The organism is Streptomyces pseudovenezuelae, assembly GCF_029892565.1.
GTDB lineage: Bacteria > Actinomycetota > Actinomycetes > Streptomycetales > Streptomycetaceae > Streptomyces > Streptomyces pseudovenezuelae_A.
Window position 1 is genome coordinate 371038 of record NZ_JARXVH010000008.1, and the last position, 20681, is coordinate 391718.

At 71.1% G+C, this 20681-nt stretch carries 22 protein-coding genes and 1 riboswitch; of the genes, 11 read left to right on the forward strand and 11 right to left on the reverse strand.

Features of this window, described 5'->3' with window-relative positions; all coding sequences use genetic code 11:
• Positions 1 to 23: 23 nt before the first annotated feature.
• From ddaH to M2283_RS27350, 5 genes are all read left to right on the forward strand, one after another.
• Positions 24 to 845, forward strand: a complete 822-nt coding sequence (ddaH, locus tag M2283_RS27330) for a dimethylargininase (protein ID WP_280879033.1) — start codon at positions 24 to 26, stop codon at positions 843 to 845.
• Positions 842 to 2080, forward strand: a complete 1239-nt coding sequence (gene rocD / locus M2283_RS27335; RefSeq protein ID WP_280879034.1) for an ornithine--oxo-acid transaminase — start codon at positions 842 to 844, stop codon at positions 2078 to 2080. Before ddaH ends, rocD begins: the two co-directional genes overlap by 4 nt.
• A 166-nt stretch (positions 2081 to 2246) precedes the next feature.
• The gene (locus tag M2283_RS27340; RefSeq protein ID WP_280879035.1) at positions 2247 to 4709 is read left to right on the forward strand and encodes a SpoIIE family protein phosphatase; all 2463 of its coding nucleotides are present in this window, start codon (positions 2247 to 2249) and stop codon (positions 4707 to 4709) included.
• 69 nt (positions 4710 to 4778) lie between these two features.
• Positions 4779 to 6008, forward strand: coding sequence for a PP2C family protein-serine/threonine phosphatase (locus M2283_RS27345; protein ID WP_280879036.1), 1230 nt, complete (start codon positions 4779 to 4781; stop codon positions 6006 to 6008).
• A 163-nt stretch (positions 6009 to 6171) separates the two neighbouring features.
• Positions 6172 to 6900 (forward strand): lysophospholipid acyltransferase family protein, encoded by a 729-nt coding sequence (locus M2283_RS27350; protein WP_280879037.1) that lies wholly within the window; start codon positions 6172 to 6174, stop codon positions 6898 to 6900.
• Positions 6901 to 6987: 87 nt separating this feature from the next.
• Here M2283_RS27350 and M2283_RS27355 read toward each other — a convergent pair whose 3' ends face one another.
• The 8 genes from M2283_RS27355 to M2283_RS27390 form a co-directional block, all read right to left on the reverse strand.
• Positions 6988 to 8592, reverse strand: a complete 1605-nt coding sequence (locus M2283_RS27355) for an alpha/beta hydrolase (protein ID WP_280879038.1) — start codon at positions 8590 to 8592, stop codon at positions 6988 to 6990.
• Positions 8593 to 8743: 151 nt separating this feature from the next.
• The gene (locus tag M2283_RS27360) at positions 8744 to 9502 is read right to left on the reverse strand and encodes an urease accessory protein UreD (protein WP_280879039.1); all 759 of its coding nucleotides are present in this window, start codon (positions 9500 to 9502) and stop codon (positions 8744 to 8746) included.
• A complete protein-coding gene (gene ureG, locus M2283_RS27365) occupies positions 9499 to 10176 on the reverse strand; it encodes an urease accessory protein UreG (protein WP_280879040.1) in 678 nt (225 codons plus the stop codon). Before ureG ends, M2283_RS27360 begins: the two co-directional genes overlap by 4 nt.
• Positions 10177 to 10230: 54 nt before the next feature.
• Positions 10231 to 10905, reverse strand: coding sequence for an urease accessory protein UreF (locus M2283_RS27370; RefSeq protein WP_280879041.1), 675 nt, complete (start codon positions 10903 to 10905; stop codon positions 10231 to 10233).
• A 13-nt stretch (positions 10906 to 10918) separates the two neighbouring features.
• Complete coding sequence (locus tag M2283_RS27375; protein WP_280879042.1) at positions 10919 to 12640, reverse strand: urease subunit alpha; 1722 nt, start codon at positions 12638 to 12640, stop codon at positions 10919 to 10921.
• Positions 12633 to 12944 (reverse strand): urease subunit beta, encoded by a 312-nt coding sequence (locus M2283_RS27380; protein WP_280879043.1) that lies wholly within the window; start codon positions 12942 to 12944, stop codon positions 12633 to 12635. Before M2283_RS27380 ends, M2283_RS27375 begins: the two co-directional genes overlap by 8 nt.
• 10 nt (positions 12945 to 12954) lie before the next feature.
• Positions 12955 to 13257 (reverse strand): urease subunit gamma, encoded by a 303-nt coding sequence (locus M2283_RS27385; protein WP_280879044.1) that lies wholly within the window; start codon positions 13255 to 13257, stop codon positions 12955 to 12957.
• A gap of 133 nt (positions 13258 to 13390) precedes the next feature.
• Entirely contained in the window at positions 13391 to 14020 is a 630-nt protein-coding gene (locus tag M2283_RS27390) for a TetR/AcrR family transcriptional regulator (protein WP_280879045.1), read from the reverse strand.
• A 163-nt stretch (positions 14021 to 14183) separates the two neighbouring features.
• Here M2283_RS27390 and M2283_RS27395 point away from each other — a divergent pair, with 163 nt between their 5' ends.
• Entirely contained in the window at positions 14184 to 15197 is a 1014-nt protein-coding gene (locus tag M2283_RS27395; RefSeq protein WP_280879046.1) for an ABC transporter permease, read from the forward strand.
• 88 nt (positions 15198 to 15285) lie between these two features.
• Here M2283_RS27395 and M2283_RS27400 read toward each other — a convergent pair whose 3' ends face one another.
• Entirely contained in the window at positions 15286 to 15567 is a 282-nt protein-coding gene (locus M2283_RS27400; protein WP_280879047.1) for a type II toxin-antitoxin system Phd/YefM family antitoxin, read from the reverse strand.
• A 73-nt stretch (positions 15568 to 15640) separates the two neighbouring features.
• Between M2283_RS27400 and M2283_RS27405 the strand changes: the two genes are divergently transcribed.
• From M2283_RS27405 to M2283_RS27415, 3 genes are all read left to right on the forward strand, one after another.
• Positions 15641 to 16276, forward strand: coding sequence for an ATP-dependent Clp protease proteolytic subunit (locus tag M2283_RS27405; RefSeq protein WP_280879048.1), 636 nt, complete (start codon positions 15641 to 15643; stop codon positions 16274 to 16276).
• Between the two features lie 7 nt (positions 16277 to 16283).
• Entirely contained in the window at positions 16284 to 16592 is a 309-nt protein-coding gene (locus tag M2283_RS27410; RefSeq protein ID WP_280879049.1) for a hypothetical protein, read from the forward strand.
• 377 nt (positions 16593 to 16969) lie between these two features.
• Positions 16970 to 17142, forward strand: a riboswitch (cyclic di-AMP (ydaO/yuaA leader).
• Positions 17143 to 17145: 3 nt separating this feature from the next.
• Positions 17146 to 17619 (forward strand): C40 family peptidase, encoded by a 474-nt coding sequence (locus M2283_RS27415; protein ID WP_280879050.1) that lies wholly within the window; start codon positions 17146 to 17148, stop codon positions 17617 to 17619.
• A 77-nt stretch (positions 17620 to 17696) separates the two neighbouring features.
• Here the strand turns inward: M2283_RS27415 and M2283_RS27420 are convergent, their stop codons facing one another.
• Positions 17697 to 18155 (reverse strand): ATP-binding protein, encoded by a 459-nt coding sequence (locus tag M2283_RS27420; RefSeq protein WP_280879051.1) that lies wholly within the window; start codon positions 18153 to 18155, stop codon positions 17697 to 17699.
• 213 nt (positions 18156 to 18368) lie between these two features.
• Between M2283_RS27420 and M2283_RS27425 the strand changes: the two genes are divergently transcribed.
• The gene (locus M2283_RS27425; protein ID WP_280879052.1) at positions 18369 to 19229 is read left to right on the forward strand and encodes a helix-turn-helix domain-containing protein; all 861 of its coding nucleotides are present in this window, start codon (positions 18369 to 18371) and stop codon (positions 19227 to 19229) included.
• A 9-nt stretch (positions 19230 to 19238) separates the two neighbouring features.
• A complete protein-coding gene (locus M2283_RS27430; protein WP_280879053.1) occupies positions 19239 to 19466 on the forward strand; it encodes a DUF397 domain-containing protein in 228 nt (75 codons plus the stop codon).
• Positions 19467 to 19530: 64 nt separating this feature from the next.
• On the opposite strand, the gene M2283_RS27435 is transcribed toward M2283_RS27430, so the two are convergent.
• Positions 19531 to 20667: an 8-amino-7-oxononanoate synthase gene (locus tag M2283_RS27435; protein ID WP_280879054.1), complete on the reverse strand. Its 1137-nt coding sequence runs from the start codon at positions 20665 to 20667 to the stop codon at positions 19531 to 19533.
• Positions 20668 to 20681 lie beyond the last annotated feature (14 nt).

The window sequence follows — 20681 nt, forward strand, 5'->3', positions numbered from 1 at the left end:
CAAGGAAGCGGAGGAACCCCTCTGTGTCCGACTCCCGTGTGCCGCGCCGGCGGCGCTTCCTCGTCTGTGAACCCAGACATTTCGCCGTGCAGTACGCGATCAATCCCTGGATGCGTCCCGACGCCCATGTCGATGTCGACCTGGCCCGGGAGCAGTGGCAGGCGCTGATGAGCGCCTACCGGACCCACGGCCACGACGTCGACGTCGTGGAGCCGGTCCTCGGTCTCCCCGACATGGTGTTCGCCGCGAACTCGGCGGTCGTGGTGGACGGTCGTGTCTTCGGCTCCCTCTTCCACGCGCCCGAGCGGCGCGCCGAGTCCACGCACTACGACACCTGGTTCAAGTCGGCGGGCTTCGCCGTGCACCGTCCCGAGTCCGTCTGCGAGGGCGAGGGCGACCTGGTCTGGACGGGCCGGTACCTGCTGGCCGGCACCGGCTTCCGTACCACCCGCGAGGCCCACCGCGAGGTGCAGGAGTTCTTCGGTCACCCGGTGATCAGCCTGACGCTGGTGGACCCGCGCTTCTACCACCTGGACACCGCGCTGTTCGTGCTGGACGACGGGCACGCGAACAACATCGCGTACTACCCGGAGGCGTTCTCGCCCGGCAGCCGTGAGGTGCTGGCGCGGCTGTACCCGGACGCCGTGCTCGCCACGGCCGAGGACGCGATGGCGTTCGGCCTGAACTCCGTCTCCGACGGCCGCCATGTCTTCATCGCACCCCAGGCGGAGGCCCTCGCCGCCGCGCTCACCGACCGCGGCTATGTCCCCGTACCCGTCGACCTGTCCGAGTTCCGCAAGGCGGGCGGCGGCATCAAGTGCTGCACTCAGGAGATCCGTTCATGACTGCCACCGCCGACGTTCCGGCCCGCGCCCGCACCTCCGCCGACCTGATCAGCGCCGAGGAGCCGGTCCTGGCGCACAACTACCACCCGCTGCCCGTGGTCGTCGCCCGCGCCGAGGGCACCTGGGTCGAGGACGTCGAGGGCCGTCGCTATCTCGACATGCTGGCCGGCTACTCGGCCCTCAACTTCGGCCACCGCCACCCGGCGTTGATCGAGGCGGCCCACCGTCAGCTGGACCGGCTGACCCTCACCTCTCGCGCCTTCCACAACGACCGGCTCGCCGAATTCGCCGAGCGGCTGGCCGAGTTGACCGGTCTCGACATGGTGCTGCCGATGAACACGGGCGCCGAGGCGGTCGAGAGCGGCATCAAGGTGGCCCGCAAGTGGGCGTACGAGGTCAAGGGCGTCCCCGCCGACCAGGCCACGATCGTGGTCGCCGCGGAGAACTTCCACGGCCGTACGACGACGATCGTCAGCTTCTCCACGGACGAGACGGCACGGGCGGGCTTCGGCCCGTTCACGCCCGGCTTCCGGATCGTGCCGTACAACGATCTTGCGGCCCTGGAGGCGGCGGTCGACGAGACGACGGCGGCCGTGCTCCTGGAGCCGATCCAGGGCGAGGCCGGCGTGATCATCCCGGACCCGGGCTACCTCACCGGCGTACGCGAACTGACCCGTCGCAAGGGCTGCCTGTTCATCGCCGACGAGATCCAGTCGGGCCTCGGCCGCACCGGCCGCACGCTGGCCGTCGAGCACGAGTCGGTCGTCCCGGACGTGCTGCTGCTGGGCAAGGCGCTGGGCGGTGGCATCGTGCCGGTGTCCGCGGTGGTGGCCGGGCGGGACGTGCTCGGGGTGCTGCGGCCGGGCGAGCACGGTTCGACGTTCGGCGGCAATCCGCTGGCCGCCGCGGTCGGCACGGCGGTGGTCGAGCTGCTGGAGACGGGTGAGTTCCAGCAGCGGGCCGCGGACCTCGGCGTGCTGCTGCGGGACGGTCTCGCCGGGCTCGTCGGCAAGGGCGTCGTCGGCTTCCGCGCCCGCGGGCTGTGGGCCGGCGTCGACGTCGACCCGGCGATCGGCACCGGGCGCGAGATCAGCGCCCGGCTGATGCGGGAGGGCGTCCTGGTCAAGGACACCCACGGCTCGACGATCCGGCTCGCCCCGCCGCTGACCATCACGGGCGAGGAGCTGGAGTCGGCTCTGGGGACGCTGGCGAAGGTGCTGGCCGAAGGGGCGTGAGCCCGGCGGGCGGGCGGGGTGCACGGGAATCCCGTACGCCCCGCCCGCCCCTCTCCACCTCACGCGACCCACCCCCGTGTCCCCGTCCGAAACCCGTCCGATGCCGCGAAGGGTGAAGATGGGGACATGTGGTGGTAGACCACTCTCAGCGACAGAGAGGTCGGCCTTGGGCGCTCACGAGGAGCATGACGTGGCCCGGCACCGGTTCGACGTGGCCGATGCCGCTCCCTTGCTGCTCGACGCCCAGGGCGTGGTGACCAGCTGGACGAGGGGTGCCCAGCGGCTGCTGGCCTACTCGGCGGGCGAGGTGGTCGGCACCGCGGTCACGGGACTGCTGGCCGCCGCGGACGCGGAGCGGGTGCCCGAGCTGGCCGAGCGGTGCCGCCACGACGGCGGCTGGGCCGGGCTGCTGACCGCACGGCACAAGGACGGCCGGCCGGTCCCGGTCATGGTGCGCATCACTCCGGCGGTGGAACCGGGCGGCGCGGGGCACTGGCTGGTGCTGCTGTCGGACCTGGCCGGGGCGCCCGGCTGGGACATGAGCCGCAGTGTGCTGGAGCAGATGGTCAACCGCTCGCCCGTCGGCATAGCGATCGTGGACGCGAACCTGCGCTTCGTGTGGTCGAACGCGGCCCTGGAGCAGTTCGGCGGCGGACCGGCCCGGCAACGGCTGGGCCGGCGCCTCGCGGAGATCCAGCCGGGGCTTAACGCCGAGGGCATCGAGACCCAGATGCGGCGCGTGCTGGCGTCCGGTGAGCCGGTGGTCGGCTACGAGCATGTGGGCCAGGTGCGGGCGGCCCCGCACCGGGAGACCGCGCACATGATGTCGTTCACCCGGCTGGAGGACGACCGCGGCCATCCGATGGGCGTCTACTACACGGTCGTCGACATCACCGAGCGGCACCGCGCCCGCCAGCGCCTCGCGCTGCTCGACCGGGCCGGCGAGAACATCGGGCGCACCCTGGACATCGAGCGGACCGCCCAGGAGCTGGCCGACGTCGCCGTGCCGGACTTCGCCGACTACGTGACCGTCGACCTGCTGGAGTCGGTGCTGCGGGGCGGCGAGCCGGTGCCGGGCCCGGTCGCCGTCACGGACCAGGTGCCGCTGCGCCGGGCCGGCCACCAGTCGGTCAACGCCGGCGTGCCGGAGGCCGTCGTCGGGATCGGCGACGTCGCCGCCTACCTCCCCACCTCGCCGCCGGTCCGCGCGCTGGCCTCGGGCCGGGCCTGGCGCGAGGAGCGGCTCGACCCGCTCGCCAAGGAGTGGGCCACCCGCATCCCGGGCGGCCGGGAGGCCACCTTCCTGGAGCTGGGCCTGCACAGTGTGCTGATCGTCCCGATCCGCGCCCGTGGCGTCACCCTGGGCGTCACCACCTTCTTCCGGCGCGGCCGCCAGGAGCCCTTCGACGCGGACGACCTGAGCCTCGCCGAGGACCTGGTCTCCCGGGCCGCCGTCTGCGTGGACAACGCCCGCCGCTACACGCGCGAGCGCGACGCCGCCCTGGTGCTCCAGCGCAGCCTGCTCCCGCGCCGGCTGCCCGAGCAGGACGCGGTGGAGGTGGCCGCCTGCTACCGGCCCGCCGACGAGCTGACCGGCCTCGGCGGCGACTGGTACGACCTGATCCCGCTCTCCGGCGCGCGGGTCGCCCTCGTGGTCGGCGAGGTGCCAGGACACGGCATCGACGCCGCCGCGGGCATGGGCCGGCTACGCACCGCCGTACGCACCCTGGCCGCCCTCGAACTGCCCCCGGAGGAGGTGCTGGCCCACCTCGACGACCTGGTCGGACGGTCGGCCCGCGAGGAGGGCGGCGAACCGGGCACGGGCGGGGCCGACGGCATGGTGCGGATCGTGGGGTCCGGATGCGTCTACGTCGTCTACGACCCCGTCGACGGCCAGTGCTCGATGGCCGCCGCGGGCCATCCGGCGCCGGCGGTCGTGATGCCCGACGGCACCGTCAGCTTCGTGGACCTCCCGCAGGGGGCGCCGCTCGGTGTCGGCGGGCCGCCGTTCGAGGCGGTCGAGCTGGCCCTCGCGGAGGGCAGCGTGCTCGCGCTGCACACCGACGGGCTGCTGGCGCGCGGGGAGGACTGGGCCGTCGGCGCGGACCGCGACCGGCTGCGCGGGGCCCTGGAGCGGGTCGCGTCCTCGCTCGACCTGCGCTGCCGGGCCGTGGTCGACGCACTGGTCCCGGACCGGCCGCACGACGACGTGGCCCTGCTGCTGGCCCGCACCCGGCTGCTCGGCGAGGACCAGGTCGCCGACTGGGACCTGCCCGGCGACCCGGCCGTCGTCGCCGACGCCCGCAAGGCGGCGGCCCGGCAGTTGACCGCGTGGGGCCTGGAGGAGCTGGCCTTCACCACGGAACTGGTCGTCAGCGAGCTGGTCACCAACGCGATCCGGTACGCCACCGGACCCATCCGGCTGCGCCTGATCAGGGACCGCGCCCTGATCTGCGAGGTCTCCGACGGCGGCGCCACCGCACCCCATCTGCGCCACCCGCGCACCACGGACGAGGGGGGCCGCGGACTGCTCCTGGTCTCCCAGTTCACCCAGCGCTGGGGCACCCGCTTCGTACCGGAGGGCAAGGTCATCTGGGCCGAGCAGTCCCTGACGGAACCTCCCGGCTGACAGACGGAACCGCAACATATGCCGCATGCCATGGGAAAATGGTGTGATCCCGGCGGTGAGGCGGCGGTCATGACGGTTACGGCGATCGACTACACGGGAGTGTTCCAGGCCCTGCCGGGCATGGTGGCGCTGCTGACGCCCGATCTGGTCTACGCGGACGCCAACGAGGAGTTCCTGCGGATGAGCCGGCGCACCCGCGAGCAGGTCGTCGGCCGCCATCTCTTCGAGGTCTTCCCGGACAACCCGAACAACCCGGCGGCCTCCGGCATGCGCAACCTGGCGGCCTCGCTGGAGCGGGTGCGGGAGACCGGCACGCGGGACGCCATGGCCCTGCAGCGCTACGACGTCGAGGACCCCGAGCGGCCCGGCGAGTGGGAGGAGCGCTACTGGAGCCCGGTCAACGCGCCCGTGCTCGGCCCGGACGGCAAGGTGGCGGTGCTGGTGCACCGGGTCGAGGAGGTCACCGAGCTGATCAAGGCGCGCGGCGGTCCGACCGGCGGCCGGACCCGGGTCCTGGAGGCCGAGCTGTACACCCGCGCCCGGGAACTCCAGGAGCTCAACGAACGCCTCCGGCAGGCGCACGCCCGCGAGCGCGAGGTGGCCCTCGCCCTCCAGGAGGCGATGCTCCCGGCCCGCCGCCAGATGGGCCACCACCGCGCCGCCGTCCGCTACCGCCCCGCGGTCGGCGCGCTGAACGTGTGCGGGGACTGGTACGACCTCGTCGACCTGGTCGGCGGCCACCGCATCGGCGTGGCGGTCGGCGACGTGGTCGGGCACGGGCTCGCGGCGGCCGGCGTCATGGGCCAGCTGCGCAGCGCCCTGAGCGCGGCCTCCCGCGTCGCCGCGGGTCCGGCCGAGGCGCTGAACGTCCTGGGCCGCTACGCCCATGTCGTCGACGGTGCCGAATCGGCCACCGCCGTCACGACGTTCATCGACTTCGACGCGCACACCATCACCTACAGCAGCGCCGGCCATCCCCCGCCGGTCCTCCTGCACGCCGACGGCCGCCTGGAGTTCCTCGACCGGGCCACCGACCCGCCGCTGGACGCCCGCCCCGACCCGGTCCGCAGACCCGAGTTCCGCACGACGTACACCGAGGGAGCGACCCTGGTCCTGTACACCGACGGCCTGGTCGAGCGCAGACACGAGGACATCGACACCGGCCTGACCCGCCTCGCCGACTCCCTGACCCGCCACCGCACGGACGACCCCGAGTCCCTCGCGGACGCCGTCCTCCTCGAACTGCTCCCGCCCGGAGGCGCCACCGACGACACCGCCCTCGTCATCGTGCGGCTGTGAACAAGTGCCGTGCGCCTGCCCGCAGTTGGGTGCGATTGCGACACAACTGTCGGCCGTGTTCCGGCAACCCCTGCCTGCACCTACACTGACAAGCCCACGACACGCCGGTTGACCTGCTAGAACGCGGGGACCCGCCGATCCGCCGGAGTGAGGAGAGCCCCCTTTGTTCTACTACGTACTCAAATACGTGTTGTTGGGACCTCTGCTGAAACTGTTCTTCCGCCCTCGGACCGAAGGCCTGGAGAACGTACCGGCGACGGGTGCGGCGATCATCGCCGGCAACCATCTCTCCTTCTCGGACCACTTCCTGATGCCGGCGATCCTCAAGCGGCGCATCACCTTCCTGGCGAAGAAGGAGTACTTCACCGGACCCGGCATCAAGGGCCGCCTCACCGCGACCTTCTTCCGCAGCGCGGGCCAGATCCCGGTCGACCGCACCGGCAAGGAGGCGGGCCAGGCGGCGATCCGCGAGGGCCTGGGCGTGTTGAGCAAGGACGAACTCCTCGGCATCTACCCGGAGGGCACCCGCTCCCACGACGGCCGCCTCTACAAGGGCAAGGTCGGCGTCGCGGTCATGGCCCTCACGGCCCGGGTCCCGGTGATCCCCTGCGCGATGATCGGCACCTTCGAGGCGCAGCCGCCCGGCAAGGTCATCCCGAACACCCACCCCGTGACCATCCGCTTCGGCAAGCCCCTCGACTTCTCCCGCTACGAGGGCATGGAGAACGAGAAGGCGATCCTGCGCGCGATCACCGACGAGATCATGTACGCCATCCTGACGCTGTCCGAGCAGGAGTACGTCGATCAGTACGCGTCCGCGGCGAAGGCGGAGGCCGAGGCGGCGGGCGTCGCCGAGAAGGAACGCCGGTTCCGCCGGATGCCGCTGGGCTAGAGCGAGCGGATGCCGCTGGGCCAGGGCGAGTTGATGAAGGGGCGGCCGGAGGATTCCGGCCGCCCCTTCACTTCGTACGGCAGTCCGTTACGGCTTGGGCGTGGCGTGCGGGGTGCAGGTCACGTCCTTGGCGTCCAGCTTGCCGGTCAGCAGGTAGGTGTCCACCCGCTGGTTGATGCACGGGTTGACCAGTCCGGTCACACCGTGGGAGCCCGCGTCCTTCTCGGTGATCAGGCGGGAGCCCTTGAAGCGCTTGTGCAGTTCGACGGCGCCTTCGTACGGGGTGGCGGCGTCACGCGTGGACTGCACGATCAGGACCTGCGGCAGACCCTTGTGGGTCCCCACGGTCGGCGGGGTCTGCTGCTTGACCGGCCAGGTGGCGCACGGCAGGTTCAGCCAGGCGTTGGCCCAGGTCATGAACGGGTAGTTCTTGTTGAGCGCCGTGTTGTCCTTGTCCCACTTCTTCCAACTGGTGGGCCACTTGGCGTCGGTGCACTCGACGGCCGTGTAGACGGCGTTGCCGTTCTCCGCGGACGCGTTGCCCGCGGTGTCCGACAGGTCCGGGGCGGCGGCGTCGACCAGCGCCTGGGTGTCTCCGGCGAAGTACTTGCTGAAGACGGTGGCGACCGGGATCCACGACGAGTCGTAGTACGGCGCGCTCTGGAAGAAGCCGATCAGCTCGGCCGGACCGACGACCCCGCCGATGGGGTTCTTCTTGGCGGTGGCGCGCAGTTCGAGCCACTTCGCCTGGACCGCGGCGCGCGTGGTGCCGAGGTGGAAGACGGCGTCGTTGGCGGCGACCCAGTCCTCCCAGTCCTTCCAGCGGCCCTCGAAGGCGACGTCCTGGTCCAGGTTGGCCTGGTACCAGATCTTCTCCTTCGACGGGTTGACCACGCTGTCCACGATCATGCGGCGCACGTGGCCCGGGAACATGGTGCCGTACACGGCGCCGATGTACGTGCCGTAGGAGACGCCCAGGTAGTTGAGCTTCTTCTCGCCGAGCGCGGCGCGGATCACGTCGAGGTCGCGGACGGTGTTCGGCGTGGTCATCTGCGCCAGCATCGCCTTGCCGCTGCGCTCGGCGCAGCCGTCGGCGTACTCGCGGGCCAGCTTGCGCTGCGCCTGCTTGTCGGCCTCGGAGTCCGGCACCGGGTCCATCTTCGGCGCCTTCACGAACTCGGTCGGGTCGATGCAGGAGATGGGCGCGGAGTGGCCGACGCCGCGCGGGTCGAAGCCCACGAAGTCGTACGCCTTGGACGTGTTGATCCAGAGCGGGTTCTTGGTGGTGACCCGGGTCGGGAAGCGCATGCCGGAGCCGCCGGGGCCGCCGGGGTTGTAGACGAGGGCGCCCTGACGCTCCGCCGCCGTCCCGGTGCTGACGGCGCGGTCGACGGCGAGCTTGATCTGCTTGCCGTACGGCTTGGCGTAGTCGAGCGGCACGCTGACCCAGCCGCACTGGATGGGCTTGGCGAATCCCCAGTCCGTGGGGCAGTCCGCCCAGTCGATCCCGGCCTTGGCGGCCCGCTCCGCCGCCACGGTGGCGCCGCGGGTCTCGCGGTCCTGACCGTGCCGGGAGCCGGCGGTCGCGCTCGCCGAGGGTGCGGCGAACGCGCCGGCTATCAGTGTCGCGGTGACGAGAGCGCCGGCCGAGCCGAGCGCGGTCACCCGCCTGTTCGGTCTGATGTCCCTCAAGTGGGACCTCCCCCTACATGATTGCGATTTGGTAAGGGGATCCTTTCGGCTGTGTGCTCCCTGAGAACAGGGTTCGTTGACCTTCTTTGCCAATCCGATAAACGGAGTAGTTCGTCCCGCTCAGCGGAGAAGGCGCCTCACCTGCACAGGCTCACCCGAAGGCCGCGAGCGCCTCGTCGAGCGCCCGCCGCAGCCGCAGCGCGTCCGCGGCCACCGCGGTCACCAGCGCGGCGGGCCCGGCCAACGGCATCACGGCCACCCCGTCCCCCAGCACCCGCGCGCCCACCGGCCGCTCCCCGAACTCCGGCCGTACGACGACCAGCTGCCCCACGGCCCGATACCCACCCAGCACGGCCGGACCGTCCCAGCCTCCCGGCGCCCCGGGCCCGCAGGCCAACTCCTGATCCAGCACCATCCGCCCCGCGACCCGCACGGAAAGACGACTGGTCAGCCGCCCGGGTTCCTCCCCGGCGCGCCCGAGCACCTGCTCCTCGCGCAGCACGAGCCGGGCATCCGCACCGACCTCGACACGCGTGGTGACGTACAGATCGCTGCCGTGCACGGAGATCAACTGCTCGGGCAGCCAGCACAGTTCACCCCCGTCGGCGACATTCAATCGCACGTCGTACCGGGACTCACCCTTCGCCTGTCCCGGCAAGGCGATGGTCGCGGCGGCCGACCCGACGCTCAGCCGGGCCCCGTCCCCCACCTCCGCCTCCACGGCGAAGTGATCACCACCGAGCGGCCCGCTCATCGCCCCGACGAGCATGACCCGCGCCTCGGCGCCACTCCCCCGCGTCCGCCGCAGCGCGAGCGGCCCGTCCCCTTCCAGCACGGGCAACGCGGTACCGCCCCGCCCGTCGTCCCGAGCGAGGATCCGAGCGGTGGCCCGCACCCCGGTCACGGTCATGCCGTCCACGCGGCGAGCCGGCCCCGCACCCAGCCGGCGACCTCGCAAACCCCGGCCTCGGTCCGCAACGACTGGAAGACGACGGGCAGTTCGGCCCGCTGCGCCTTGGCATCGGCGGCCATACGACCGAGATCGGACCCCACGTAGGGAGCGAGGTCGGTCTTGTTGACGACAAGCAGGTCGGCCGTGGTGACACCGGGCCCGCCCTTGCGTGGAATGTCGTCGCCACCGGCGACGTCGATCACGAAGATCTGCGCGTCGACGAGCCCCTTGGAGAAGGTCGCGGTGAGGTTGTCCCCGCCGGACTCCACCAGGATCAGATCCAACGGCCCGATCTCGTCCTCCAGATCCTCGACGGCCTCCAGGTTGGCGGAGATGTCGTCCCGGATCGCGGTGTGCGGACAGGCCCCCGTCTCCACGGCGGTGATCCGCTCGGGCGGCAACACGGCCTCCCGAAGCAGGAATTCGGCGTCCTCGCGGGTGTAGATGTCGTTGGTGACGACGGCGAGGGACAGTTCGTCGCGCAGGATCCGACAGAGGGCGGCGACGGTGGCGGTCTTGCCGGAGCCGACAGGTCCGCCGAGTCCGATACGCAGGGCACGCCGGGTGCCGTCGGGACGGTGGGAGTCGGCGCTGACGGCGGCGGGTCCGTGGTGGTCGTGGTCGAGGTGCATAAGAGCGGCTCCTTACGATCTTTCTCTACGGTGCTTCACGGCTCCAGGGAGCCTTCAGGAGGCGAACAACCGCACAGCCCAAGCGGCATGTGCCTCCGCCCCGATCTCCAACAGAGGCGCCGAAGCCGCGGGCAACGCATTGACCCCGTCGCCGACGACCGCGCGTGCCGCCTCGACCGCCCTGTCCGCAACGCGATCCAACTCCGGCGCCAGCCGAGCCAACACCCCTGTCGCGTCAAAGGGGTCAAGACTCAGCAACCGCACCACCGCACTCGCCGCCCCACTCACACTCTCGTACGCCGCGCAGTACGCCGCGTCCTCCGCGCCCAACCCGGCGGCCCGAGCCACCAGCCCCAACACCACTGGCTGATGCGCCCCCTTGGGGAACTGCCGTGCCAGGGCGTCGAGTTCGGCCGACGGCCAGGTCGCGCGGCCGGCCCGCATCAGCTGGCGTCCGAGTTTCCGCGCGGCCACCCGCAACGCGGGCGAGGGCGTCCGCGCGTCCGTGGCCCTGTCCAACTCCAGCGGATCGACGCCGAGTACCGCGGCGGCGGCCACCGCACCGGACACCAGCCCGGCCGTGTGCAGCCGTCCCCGGCAGAAGTCGGCCAGACTCCCCGCCCCGGTGATCCGCCCGGCCTTCACGGCCGCCTCGGCCCCGCCGGAGTGCGCGTGCCCCCCGGCGGGAAAGCGGCCGTCGGCCAGGACGAGAAGCGCTGCCCTGCTCATCGAAGCCCCCTCATCAGAAGAGGAAGTACCGCTGGGCCATGGGCAGTTCGGCGGCGGGCGTCGCCTCGACGAGCTCCCCGTCGATGTGCACGGCGAAGCTGTCGGGATCGACCCGCACCTGCGGCCGGGCGTCGTTCTCGCGCATGTCGGCCTTGGTGACACCGCGCGTCGACTCGATCGCCACAAAGCGCTTCCCCAGGTCGAGTCGCTCCGGCAGCCCGTCCTCGATCGCCAACGGCGCGACGAAGTTGAACGAGTTGGCGGCGGGGGCCCGCCCGATCGCCCCGAACATCGGCCGCGGCAGGATCGGCTGCGGGGTCGGGATGGACGCGTTCGCGTCGCCCATCTGCGCGTAGGCGATCTGCCCGCCCTTGATGACGAGGTGCGGCTTGACGCCGAAGAACGCCGGTTCCCACAGCACGAGGTCGGCGAGCTTGCCGGTCTCGACGGACCCGATCTCGCGGGCGAGGCCTTGCGCGAGGGCGGGGTTGATCGTGTACTTGGCGACATAGCGACGTACCCGATGGTTGTCGGCCCGCCCGTCACCGGGCAGTGAGCCCCGGCGCCGCTTCATGACATGCGCCGTCTGCCAGGTCCGCATGATGACCTCGCCGACCCGCCCCATGGCCTGCGCGTCGGAGGAGATGATCGAGATCGCGCCGAGGTCGTGGAGGATGTCCTCCGCGCCGATGGTCGAGGGGCGGATCCGGGACTCGGCGAAGGCGAGGTCCTCGGGGACGGCCGGGTTGAGGTGGTGGCAGACCATCAGCATGTCGAGGTGTTCCTCGGCGGTGTTGACGGTGTACGGCCGCGTCGGGTTGGTCGAGCTGGGCAGGACGTGCGGCTCGGAGACGACGGTCATGATGTCCGGCGCGTGCCCGCCGCCCGCACCCTCGGTGTGGTAGGCGTGGATGCCGCGTCCGGCGATCGCCGCGAGGGTGTCGCCCACGAAACCGGCCTCGTTGAGGGTGTCGGTGTGGATGGCGACCTGCACCCCGGTGCGGTCGGCGACGGTCAGGGACGCGTCGATGACGGCCGGGGTCGAACCCCAGTCCTCGTGCAGCTTCAGGCCCAGTACGCCGCCTCGGATCTGGGACATCATCGCCTCGTGCGAGACGGTGTTGCCCTTGCCGAGGAGGCCGATGTTGAGCGGGTACTGCTCCATCGCCGCCAGCATGCGGGCGAGGTGCCAGGGGCCCGGCGTCACGGTGGTCGCCTTGGAGCCCTCGGCGGGACCGGTGCCGCCGCCGACGAGGGTGGTGACGCCGGCGGACAGGGCCTCGTCGGCGATCTGCGGGCAGATGAAGTGGACGTGCGCGTCGACCGCGCCCGCCGTCAGGATCCGCCCGTTGCCCGCGATGACCTCGGTCTCGGGGCCGATCACCAGGTCGGGGTGGACGCCGTCCATGGTGTCCGGGTTGCCGGCCTTGCCGATGCCGGTGATCCGCCCGTCGCGGATGCCGACGTCGGCCTTGACGACGCCCCAGTGGTCGACGATGACGGCGCCGGTGATGATCGTGTCCGGAGTGCCGTCTGCGCGCGTAGCACGCGCCTGGCCCATGGACTCGCGGATGACCTTGCCACCGCCGAACACCGCCTCGTCACCGGCGAGTCCGGGGCCGCCGCTGCGGTCCTCCTCGATCTCGATCAGCAGGTCGGTGTCGGCGAGCCGGATCCGGTCGCCGGTGGTCGGCCCGAACAGGTCCGCGTACGCGGCACGGGAGATCTCAGGCATCGAGGGCACCTCCGGTCTCCCCGCGCAGCCCGGGCACGACACGGGCGCCGGCGAGCGGGACGAGTTCCACGTCGATGGGGATCCCGGGTTCGAAGCGCACGGCCGTACCGGCGGCGATGTTGAGCCGCTTGCCGCGGGCGGCGGCACGGTCGAAGTCCAGACCGGGATTGGCCTCGGCGAAGTGGTAGTGGGAGCCGACCTGGACGGGCCGGTCGGCGGCGTTGAGGACGGTCATCCGCGTGACCTCACGGCCCTCGTTGTAGACGATCGGGTCGTCGGCGAACAGGATCTCTCCGGGAATCATCGCCGCCCCCTCAGACGATCGGGTCGTGGACGGTGACGAGCTTGGTGCCGTCCGGGAAGGTCGCCTCCACCTGCACGTCGTGGATCATCTTGGGGATGCCCTCCATGACGTCTTCGCGGGTCAGCAACTTGCGCCCGGAGGACATGAGTTCGGCGACGGTACGGCCGTCGCGCGCGCCTTCGAGGATGTGCGACGTGATGAGGGCGACCGCCTCGGGGTGGTTCAGCTTCAGACCACGGGCCCGGCGCTTCTCGGCCACGTCGGCCGCCACATGGATCAGCAGCCTCTCTTGCTCGTGCGGGGTCAGTTGCACGTCCCACCTCACAGTCCTCGCTCCGGACCGTGCGGGGTCCGGTTGCCGCGGCCACCCGGGCAAAGTCCCTGGTGGCGTGGATCGGCAGGCTAGTTGGACCGAGTTTCAAGCAAGTTAACCGAGCTGTGATCTCTCAGCTCGCGGTCCGCGTGTCGGACATGCTCATCAACGCCCGTAGACCGTCCTGGAGGACCTCGACGGGCGCGGGCCCGAAGAGGCTCTGCTGGGCGATGAACCCCTGCACGGTGGCGATCACCGTACGGGTGACGTGCTCGGCGGGGATGTCCGGCCGCATCACGCCGGACTCCTGGTACTCCCGGACGACCTGCACCCAGCCCGCCTGAAGGGCCTCGTATCCGTTCCGCGTGATGGCCGCCAGTTCCTCGTTGCGGGCGACCTCCGCCCAGACCTGCATGATCAGCCGCGGGAAGCCCGGCTGACCGTCGACGGTCAGCGACGACCAGATGCCCAGCATCCGCCCCAGGACCGAGCCGACCAGTTCGTCCAGCGGCGGGGGCGGGCTCTGCCGGGTGACCTCCCCGAAGGCCGCGCGGACCTCGCCCAGCACCTCGGCGGCGATCGCGGCGATCAGTTCGTCCTTGCCGCTGAAGTAGCGGTAGACCGCTCCGGCCGACAGGTCCACCTCTTTGAGCACGTCCTGCATCGACGTGGCATGGAACCCGTTGCGGGCGAAGCAGCGGGCGGCGCCGTCGAGGATCTGCCGGCGGCGGGCGTCGAGGTGTTCCTGGGATACGCGGGCCATACCGTCCAAAGTAAAACGAACATTCATTCTTGACAAGCCGCGGGCATCGGCGGGACGGTGGTGGCGCGCCAAAAACGAACGATCCTTCTTTTAAGCGCACCAGAGAGGCCATCGCCTCAGCGACAGACAGCGACACCCATACCGCCAGAGAGGAACCCGTCCCATGTCCACCGCCTCCGCCACCCCCACGCGGGGACACAACCGCCGCCTGATCGCGGTCGTCGTGCTCGTCCCCGTGCTGGCCACCCTGGCACTGTGGGCCTTCGCCTGGCCGGCCGCCCGCACCGCACCCCGCGATCTGCCGCTCGGCGTGGCAGGGCCCACGGCCGCGACGGCTCAGGTGGAGCGGCAACTCGCCCGGCACAAGGGCGCGTTCGAGATCCACCGCTACGCCGACGAGGCCGCCGCCCGGGACGCCGTCGAGGACCGGACCGTATACGGCGCGGTGGTCGTCACCGCCCAGGGCCCCGAACTGCTGACCGCGTCGGCGGCGAGCCCGACCGTGGCCCAGCTGCTCCAGCAGGCGACGGCCGAACAGGCCGCCGCCGCCGGCACCGAGATGAAGACGGTCGACGTGGTGGCCGCCCCCGCCACCGATCCCCGGGGCGCCGCCCTCACCGCGAGCGTGCTGCCCCTCGCGCTGGCCGGCATCATCGCGGGCGCCGCGGTGACCGTGCTCGGGCTGCGCGGGATCCGGGCCGCGGTCGCGCTGTTCGGCGCCGCCGCTCTGGTGGGCGTCATCGCCGCCTCGCTCGCGCACAGTTGGCTCGGGGTGCTCACCGGCGACTGGTGGACGGAGGCCGGGACGCTCAGTCTGTCGACGCTGGCGGTCTCCGCGGCCGTCGCCGGTCTCGCCGCACTGGTCGGACCGGCGGGCATCGCGGGCGTCGCGTTCCTCGTGATGTTCCTCGGCAACCCGTTCTCCGGCGCGGCCTCCGCGCCGCGGATGCTGCCGGAGCCGGTCGGCACGATCGGCCAGTGGCTGCCGCCGGGGGCGGGTACGACGCTGCTGCGCTCGGTGTCCTTCTTCGACGGCGCCGCGGCGACCGGTCCCGCGCTGACGTTGACCTGGTGGGCCGTGCTGGGCCTGGGCGCCGTCCTGCTCGGCGACGCGCTCAGGACGCGCACGAGGGCCTCGAAGCCGGTCGCCGAACGGGAGTTGACGCCCGTCGGCTGACCGCACACCGGGCCACCACAGGGCCGACCGCGCATCCCCGCCGTAGCGGACGGGGATGCGCGGTCCTTCTGTCTGCGGGCGCCTCGCTCTACGAGGCGCCGGTCCCCCGGTGATGCGCCGTGATGCCGAACCGCTGCTGTTCGCGGGGAGCGGACGCGACCTCCCGGACCGTGGAGACGGCGGTGATCACCTGCTCCTCCTCGGCGGCCGCGTCGAGCTCGGCGAGTCGTTCCAGGTCAGCGGCGGAGACGAGGGCGACCAGCGGCTTCCCGTGCCGCGTCACGACGACGCGCTCACCGCCGTACACCACCTTGTTGATCAGGTCGGCGAGTTCAGCCCTGGCTTGCGTCACCGGAATCTCGTAGGCCATACCTCCATCATAACGTCATGTACATCCTGTACATTTTTTACAGAAGCAGCCAGACGCAGATGGAGGGGCACCCATGACCCGACCGACCGCCCGATACGTCCTGCCCGAGTTCACCGAGCGCACCAGCTCCGGGGTCCGGACGATGGATCCGTACTCGAAGTTGCTGGAGGAGCGGATCGTCTTTCTCGGGACGCCGGTCGACGACGTCTCGGCGAACGACGTGATGGCGCAGTTCATGCACCTCGAGTACCAGGACCCGGACCGGGACATCTCGCTGTACATCAACTCCCCCGGCGGCTCGTTCACCGCCATGTCGGCGATCTACGACACGATGCGGTTCGTCACCTGTGACGTGGAGACCATCTGCCTGGGCCAGGCCGGCTCCTCCGCCGCGGTGCTGCTGGCCGCGGGCACGCCGGGCAAGCGGCTCGCGCTGCCGGGCGCGCGCGTGGTGCTTCATCAGCCCGGGCTTTCCGAGCCGGTTGAGGGGCAGGCGAGTGATCTGGCCATCCAGGCCGAGGAGTTGATGCGGACCCGGGACCTGCTGGAGGAGTTGCTGGTGCGGCACACCGGCCGCACGCCGGAGCAGGTGCACGAGGACGTCGAGCGGGACAACATCCTTGATGCGCAAGGGGCGTTGGAGTACGGGCTGGTGGACCGGATCGTCGCCACCCGCAAGTCCACCCTCGCCCCGCCCGCGGGGAGGTGAGCCGCCGGTGCTCCCGCCCGAGCTGCCGCCGCTGCCCGCGTTGACGCGCGCCGAGGGCGAGTTGATCGACCGTTATCTCGACGTGGTCGACCTGCTCGGCCGTATCAACCCGGCGCAGCACGGGGACACGTACCGAGGGCTGCGGGCCGCGCAGGCCCTGGTCTCCAAGGCGGCCGAACTACGTGACGCGTTGGCGCTGATGCATCAGCGGGGCGAGGCCGAGGTGCACGCCCCCACCTTGGCGCGGGCGCTGCGGGTCCTGGACGGCGAGCGCCGCACCGCCCGGCTCACTTTGCCGCCGCGCTCCGACAGTTGACGCAGACGCGGCCGGTTCGGATGTCCGCCGCGCCGTGGGGCGTCCGGACCGGAGGTGAAACGGACCAAATGGTGTACCCCCGTTCGGCGGAGCCGCGGCTACTTTTTCGCGACCGTCAGGCTTGCGCAACGCGCGTGGTTCGAGGGCCGCATGAGGCGTTCCGGCGCTGGTCCGGGGGTCCGCGAGGCTCTGGACGCCGGCTCGAACACGTGGGTGTCCACCCGAACGGGTGAGTGGTGAGTAACAACACAAACCCCCGGTTCCGTTGGGATTTTAGGACATCCATAGGTCAAGATCCCTGTCTGACGACAAGACCCCGCCGCAGCGGCGGGGCGATCCGGGCGGACGCCGAGTCCTGCCGCCGCCCGGATGACAGGTCGACAGGATTGCATCGGCAGGAGTGGAGGACCCAAGCACGACGGGTCGCCGGAACGGTCACGCCATGGCCGGGTCGAGCAGCCCTTGGGGTGAAGCCGCGAGTGTGCGGCCGGGCAACTTCGCCAGCCCGAATCCGACAGGTCATCCTTCACAGGCGGCTGACGAAGGGTTGCGCATGTCTGCGCTCAATCGTGTCCCGTCGCTGATGGCCCGGGCCGGTACGGCCTCCGCTCTCACCATCGCCGCAGTGGGCGGCTCCGTCGTGATCCCGGGTGTCGCCTCCGACGCCGCGGCCGCGACGCCTGCGACCAAGGCACTTCACATCGCGGCTTCCAAGAAGGGCTCCCCGTACAAGTACGGCGCCGCCGGACCACGCCGCTTCGACTGCTCAGGGCTCACGCTGTACTCGTTCAAGAAGGCGGGCAAGAAGCTGCCTCGTACGGCGGCCCAGCAGTACAACAAGACCCACCATGTCTCGGCCAAGGGCCGCAAGGCCGGGGACCTCGTGTTCTTCCACTCGGGCTCCAGCGTCTACCACGTCGGCATCTACGCCGGGAAGGGAAAGATCTGGCACGCCCCGAAGACCGGGGACGTGGTGCGGCTGCAGAAGATCTGGACGAAGAGCGTCTGGTACGGCCGGGTCAGCTGACTCTCCCGCGGGGGTGACGGCGACCTGACACGCCGTCGCCCTCGCGGGGCATGACACAGCCTCAGTCTCCGTCTCCGCTACGGCTCCTGCTGTCCCGCGGTCGTGACCGGCCGCGCCGGCACGGTCCACGGAAGTTCGATGGAGACCGTCTTGCCGCCCTCCTGAGTGGGCCGCACCCGCAAGCGGCCGCCGCACTCCGCGGCCAGCCAACGAATGATCACCATGCCCCGGCCGTTGTCCTGTTGGACAGCGGCCGGCAGGCGTTTCGGAAACCGGGGATGGCTGTCGGTTACCCCGATGCGCAGTTGTTCGTCACGGTCCAGCACGATGTCCACCGTGAAGGTGGGTGACTGGCCGAAGGTGTGTTGTACGGCGTTGGTGGCCAGTTCGGAGACGATGAGCCGGACGGTGTCGGCCACCTCGGTGTCGGACGGCAGCCCCCACTCCGCCAGCGTCGAGACCACGTAGCCGCGGGCGGTGGCGACCGAGGCGGGTTCGCTCGGCAGAGTGACGGATGCTTCCAGGTGGTCTGCCATGGCGAGGTCGTCCCTTTCCCGCGGGACCGGGGTCCGACACAGAGCGGATGGTTCGAGTACGGTCCCGGACTGGTGCTTCGTCGTCAGACTGCCATTTCCGCGCCGGTCACGGGTGGCGATCCACCAAGATATGCATATATCTGTCGCTCAAAGCGGTGAACTCTACGACGGGAGACCGTATTTGGGCGGCCCGAAAGGAGTAAGGAGTGGGCCATGCAGCACGGTCCCGCGGTGCGCCGCCGGAAGCTGGGCGCCGAACTGCGTTCGTTGCGCACCGGGTCGGGGTTCACCAGTGGTGAGGCGGCCCGGATGGTGGGCTGGCACCAGTCGAAGGTGAGCCGGATCGAGACCGGCGCCAGCGGTGTGAAACCGGCCGATGTGCGGTTACTGCTGGACGCCTACGGGGTCTCGGATCCGCAGTTGCGGGAGATGCTCCAGATGCTGGCGGGCTCCGACGAGGGCGGCGGCCGGCACCACTGGTGGCACGCCTATCGCGGGGTGCTGCCGACCACGTACCGCGATTTCATCAGTCTGGAGTCCCAGGCGAGCGCGATGCGCACGCTGGAGACCTCGGTGGTGCCCGGGCTGTTGCAGACGCCCGAGTACGCGCGGGCGGTGACCAGGGCGGCGGTCGGAGGTCTGGACGACGAGCGGCTGGACACGCTGGTCGAGGTGCGGCTGGCCCGACAGGACGTTCTGCGTTCGAATCCACCGCTGAAACTCAGCGCGATCCTCGACGAAGCGGTGCTGCGCCGGGAGATCGGCGGCCCTGACGTCATGTCACGGCAGCTGGAGCGGCTCATCGAGGCGGCTCGCCTGCCCCAAGTGCGGCTTCAGGTACTGCCGTTCACCGCCGGGGCTCATGTCGGCGTCACCGGACCTTTCGTTGTCTTCTCATTTTCGAGCACTTCTGATCTGGACGTGGTTGTTCTCGACCACTTGACGAGTAGCCTCTACCTCGAACGGAAAGAAGACCTCCAGGCCTACACCGAGGCCTTCAACACCCTTCAGATCTACGCCCTTTCACCCGAGGACTCGTTGGATTACATCGCCGGGATAGGTGACGGCGCGTAAGGAGGCACCATGTCAGCACTGCCTCGGAACGTACCTTCCAGTACCGATCTGCACGGTGTGCGATGGCTGCGCAGCAGCTACAGCACGGGAGCGAACAACTGCGTCGAGACGGCGCTGCCCCGCTCCGGCCCCTTCGCGGGGATGCTCGCCGTGCGCGACTCCAAGGACGCGACAGGACCCGTCCTGCTCTTCTCCCCCGAGAGCTGGGCGGGCTTCACGGCCGCGTTCGAGGCCTGATCGGTTCCGTGTCCGGGACCTGATCAGTTCTGCATCCGGCGGCGCACGGCCGTGTCACGCCGACTCATGGTCGCGTCTCGCCGATCACACGTACAGCGCGTTCGATCTGCGCCTCGGAGAGGTCCGCGCGGGCGGTCAGCCTGAGCCGTGAGATGCCGTCGGGCACGGACGGGGGGCGGAAACACCCCACGACGAGCCCCTCGGCACGGCAGCCGGCCGCCCACCGCACGGCCCCCTCCGGGGACGGCGCGCGCACGGAGACCACAGCGGCGTCGGGGCGTACCGCCTCGTGCCCCGCGGCGGTCAGCCGTGCGTGCAGTTCGGCGGCCACCGCACGCGCGCGTGCCGCCCGCTCCGGCTCCCGGCGCAGCACTCCCAGGGCCGCCAGGGCGGCGCCCGCCGCGGCGGGCGCGAGGCCCGTGTCGAAGATGAACGTGCGGGCCGCGTTGATCAGATGGTCGATCACCCGCGCCGGGCCGAGAACAGCTCCGCCCTGACTACCGAGCGACTTGGACAGCGTGAGAGTTACGACCACGTCGTCGGCGCCCGCGAGCCCCGCCGCGTGCGGGGCACCCCGCCCACCGTCCCCGAGGACGCCGAGCCCGTGCGCGTCGTCGACCAGCAGTCCCCCGCCGTGCTCCCGGCACACCCCGGCGAGGGCGGCGAGCGGGGCCGCGTCGCCGTCGACCGAGAAGACCGTGTCGGACACGACGACCGCCGGGCCCTCCTGCCCCTCGTGGGTCCGCAGCGCCTTGCGCACGGCCTCCGTATCGGTGTGCGGGACCACCTGCGTGGCGCCCCGGGCCAGTCGGCAGCCGTCGATGAGGGAGGCGTGGTTGCCCGCGTCGGAGACGATCAGCGAGCCGTGCGGGGCCAGGGTCGTCACCGCGGCGAGGTTGGCCGCGTAGCCCGAGGAGAAGACCAGCGCCGCCTCGAAGCCGCAGAAGTCGGCCAGCTCGCGCTCCAGCTCCGTGTGCAGCTCCGTCGTCCCGGTGACGAGCCGCGAGCCGGTCGAACCGCCGCCCCAAGTGTACGCCGCCCGCGCGGCTCCCTCGGCGACCTCGGGATGGTGCGCCAGACCCAGGTAGTCGTTGCTCGCGAGATCGAGGAGCGGGGAGTCGGCCGGGCGCGGGCGCAGGGTCCGTACGAGCCCGGCGCGACGGCGCACCATCGCCTGCTCGTCGATCCAGCCGAACGCCATGGCTCCTCCGGGCT

Coding starts and splice junctions, on each gene's coding strand:
- M2283_RS27380 (WP_280879043.1), bottom strand. CDS start 12,944: ATGATTCCCGGAGAGATCCTGTTCGCCGACGACCCGATCGTCTACAAC.
- M2283_RS27405 (WP_280879048.1), top strand. CDS start 15,641: ATGACCCGACCGACCGCCCGATACGTCCTGCCCGAGTTCACCGAGCGC.
- ureG (WP_280879040.1), bottom strand. CDS start 10,176: ATGCACCTCGACCACGACCACCACGGACCCGCCGCCGTCAGCGCCGAC.
- M2283_RS27360 (WP_280879039.1), bottom strand. CDS start 9,502: ATGACCGTGACCGGGGTGCGGGCCACCGCTCGGATCCTCGCTCGGGAC.
- M2283_RS27425 (WP_280879052.1), top strand. CDS start 18,369: ATGCAGCACGGTCCCGCGGTGCGCCGCCGGAAGCTGGGCGCCGAACTG.
- M2283_RS27395 (WP_280879046.1), top strand. CDS start 14,184: ATGTCCACCGCCTCCGCCACCCCCACGCGGGGACACAACCGCCGCCTG.
- rocD (WP_280879034.1), top strand. CDS start 842: ATGACTGCCACCGCCGACGTTCCGGCCCGCGCCCGCACCTCCGCCGAC.
- M2283_RS27435 (WP_280879054.1), bottom strand. CDS start 20,667: ATGGCGTTCGGCTGGATCGACGAGCAGGCGATGGTGCGCCGTCGCGCC.
- M2283_RS27345 (WP_280879036.1), top strand. CDS start 4,779: ATGACGGTTACGGCGATCGACTACACGGGAGTGTTCCAGGCCCTGCCG.
- M2283_RS27390 (WP_280879045.1), bottom strand. CDS start 14,020: ATGGCCCGCGTATCCCAGGAACACCTCGACGCCCGCCGCCGGCAGATC.
- M2283_RS27375 (WP_280879042.1), bottom strand. CDS start 12,640: ATGCCTGAGATCTCCCGTGCCGCGTACGCGGACCTGTTCGGGCCGACC.
- M2283_RS27370 (WP_280879041.1), bottom strand. CDS start 10,905: ATGAGCAGGGCAGCGCTTCTCGTCCTGGCCGACGGCCGCTTTCCCGCC.
- M2283_RS27415 (WP_280879050.1), top strand. CDS start 17,146: ATGTCTGCGCTCAATCGTGTCCCGTCGCTGATGGCCCGGGCCGGTACG.
- M2283_RS27400 (WP_280879047.1), bottom strand. CDS start 15,567: ATGGCCTACGAGATTCCGGTGACGCAAGCCAGGGCTGAACTCGCCGAC.
- M2283_RS27430 (WP_280879053.1), top strand. CDS start 19,239: ATGTCAGCACTGCCTCGGAACGTACCTTCCAGTACCGATCTGCACGGT.
- M2283_RS27420 (WP_280879051.1), bottom strand. CDS start 18,155: ATGGCAGACCACCTGGAAGCATCCGTCACTCTGCCGAGCGAACCCGCC.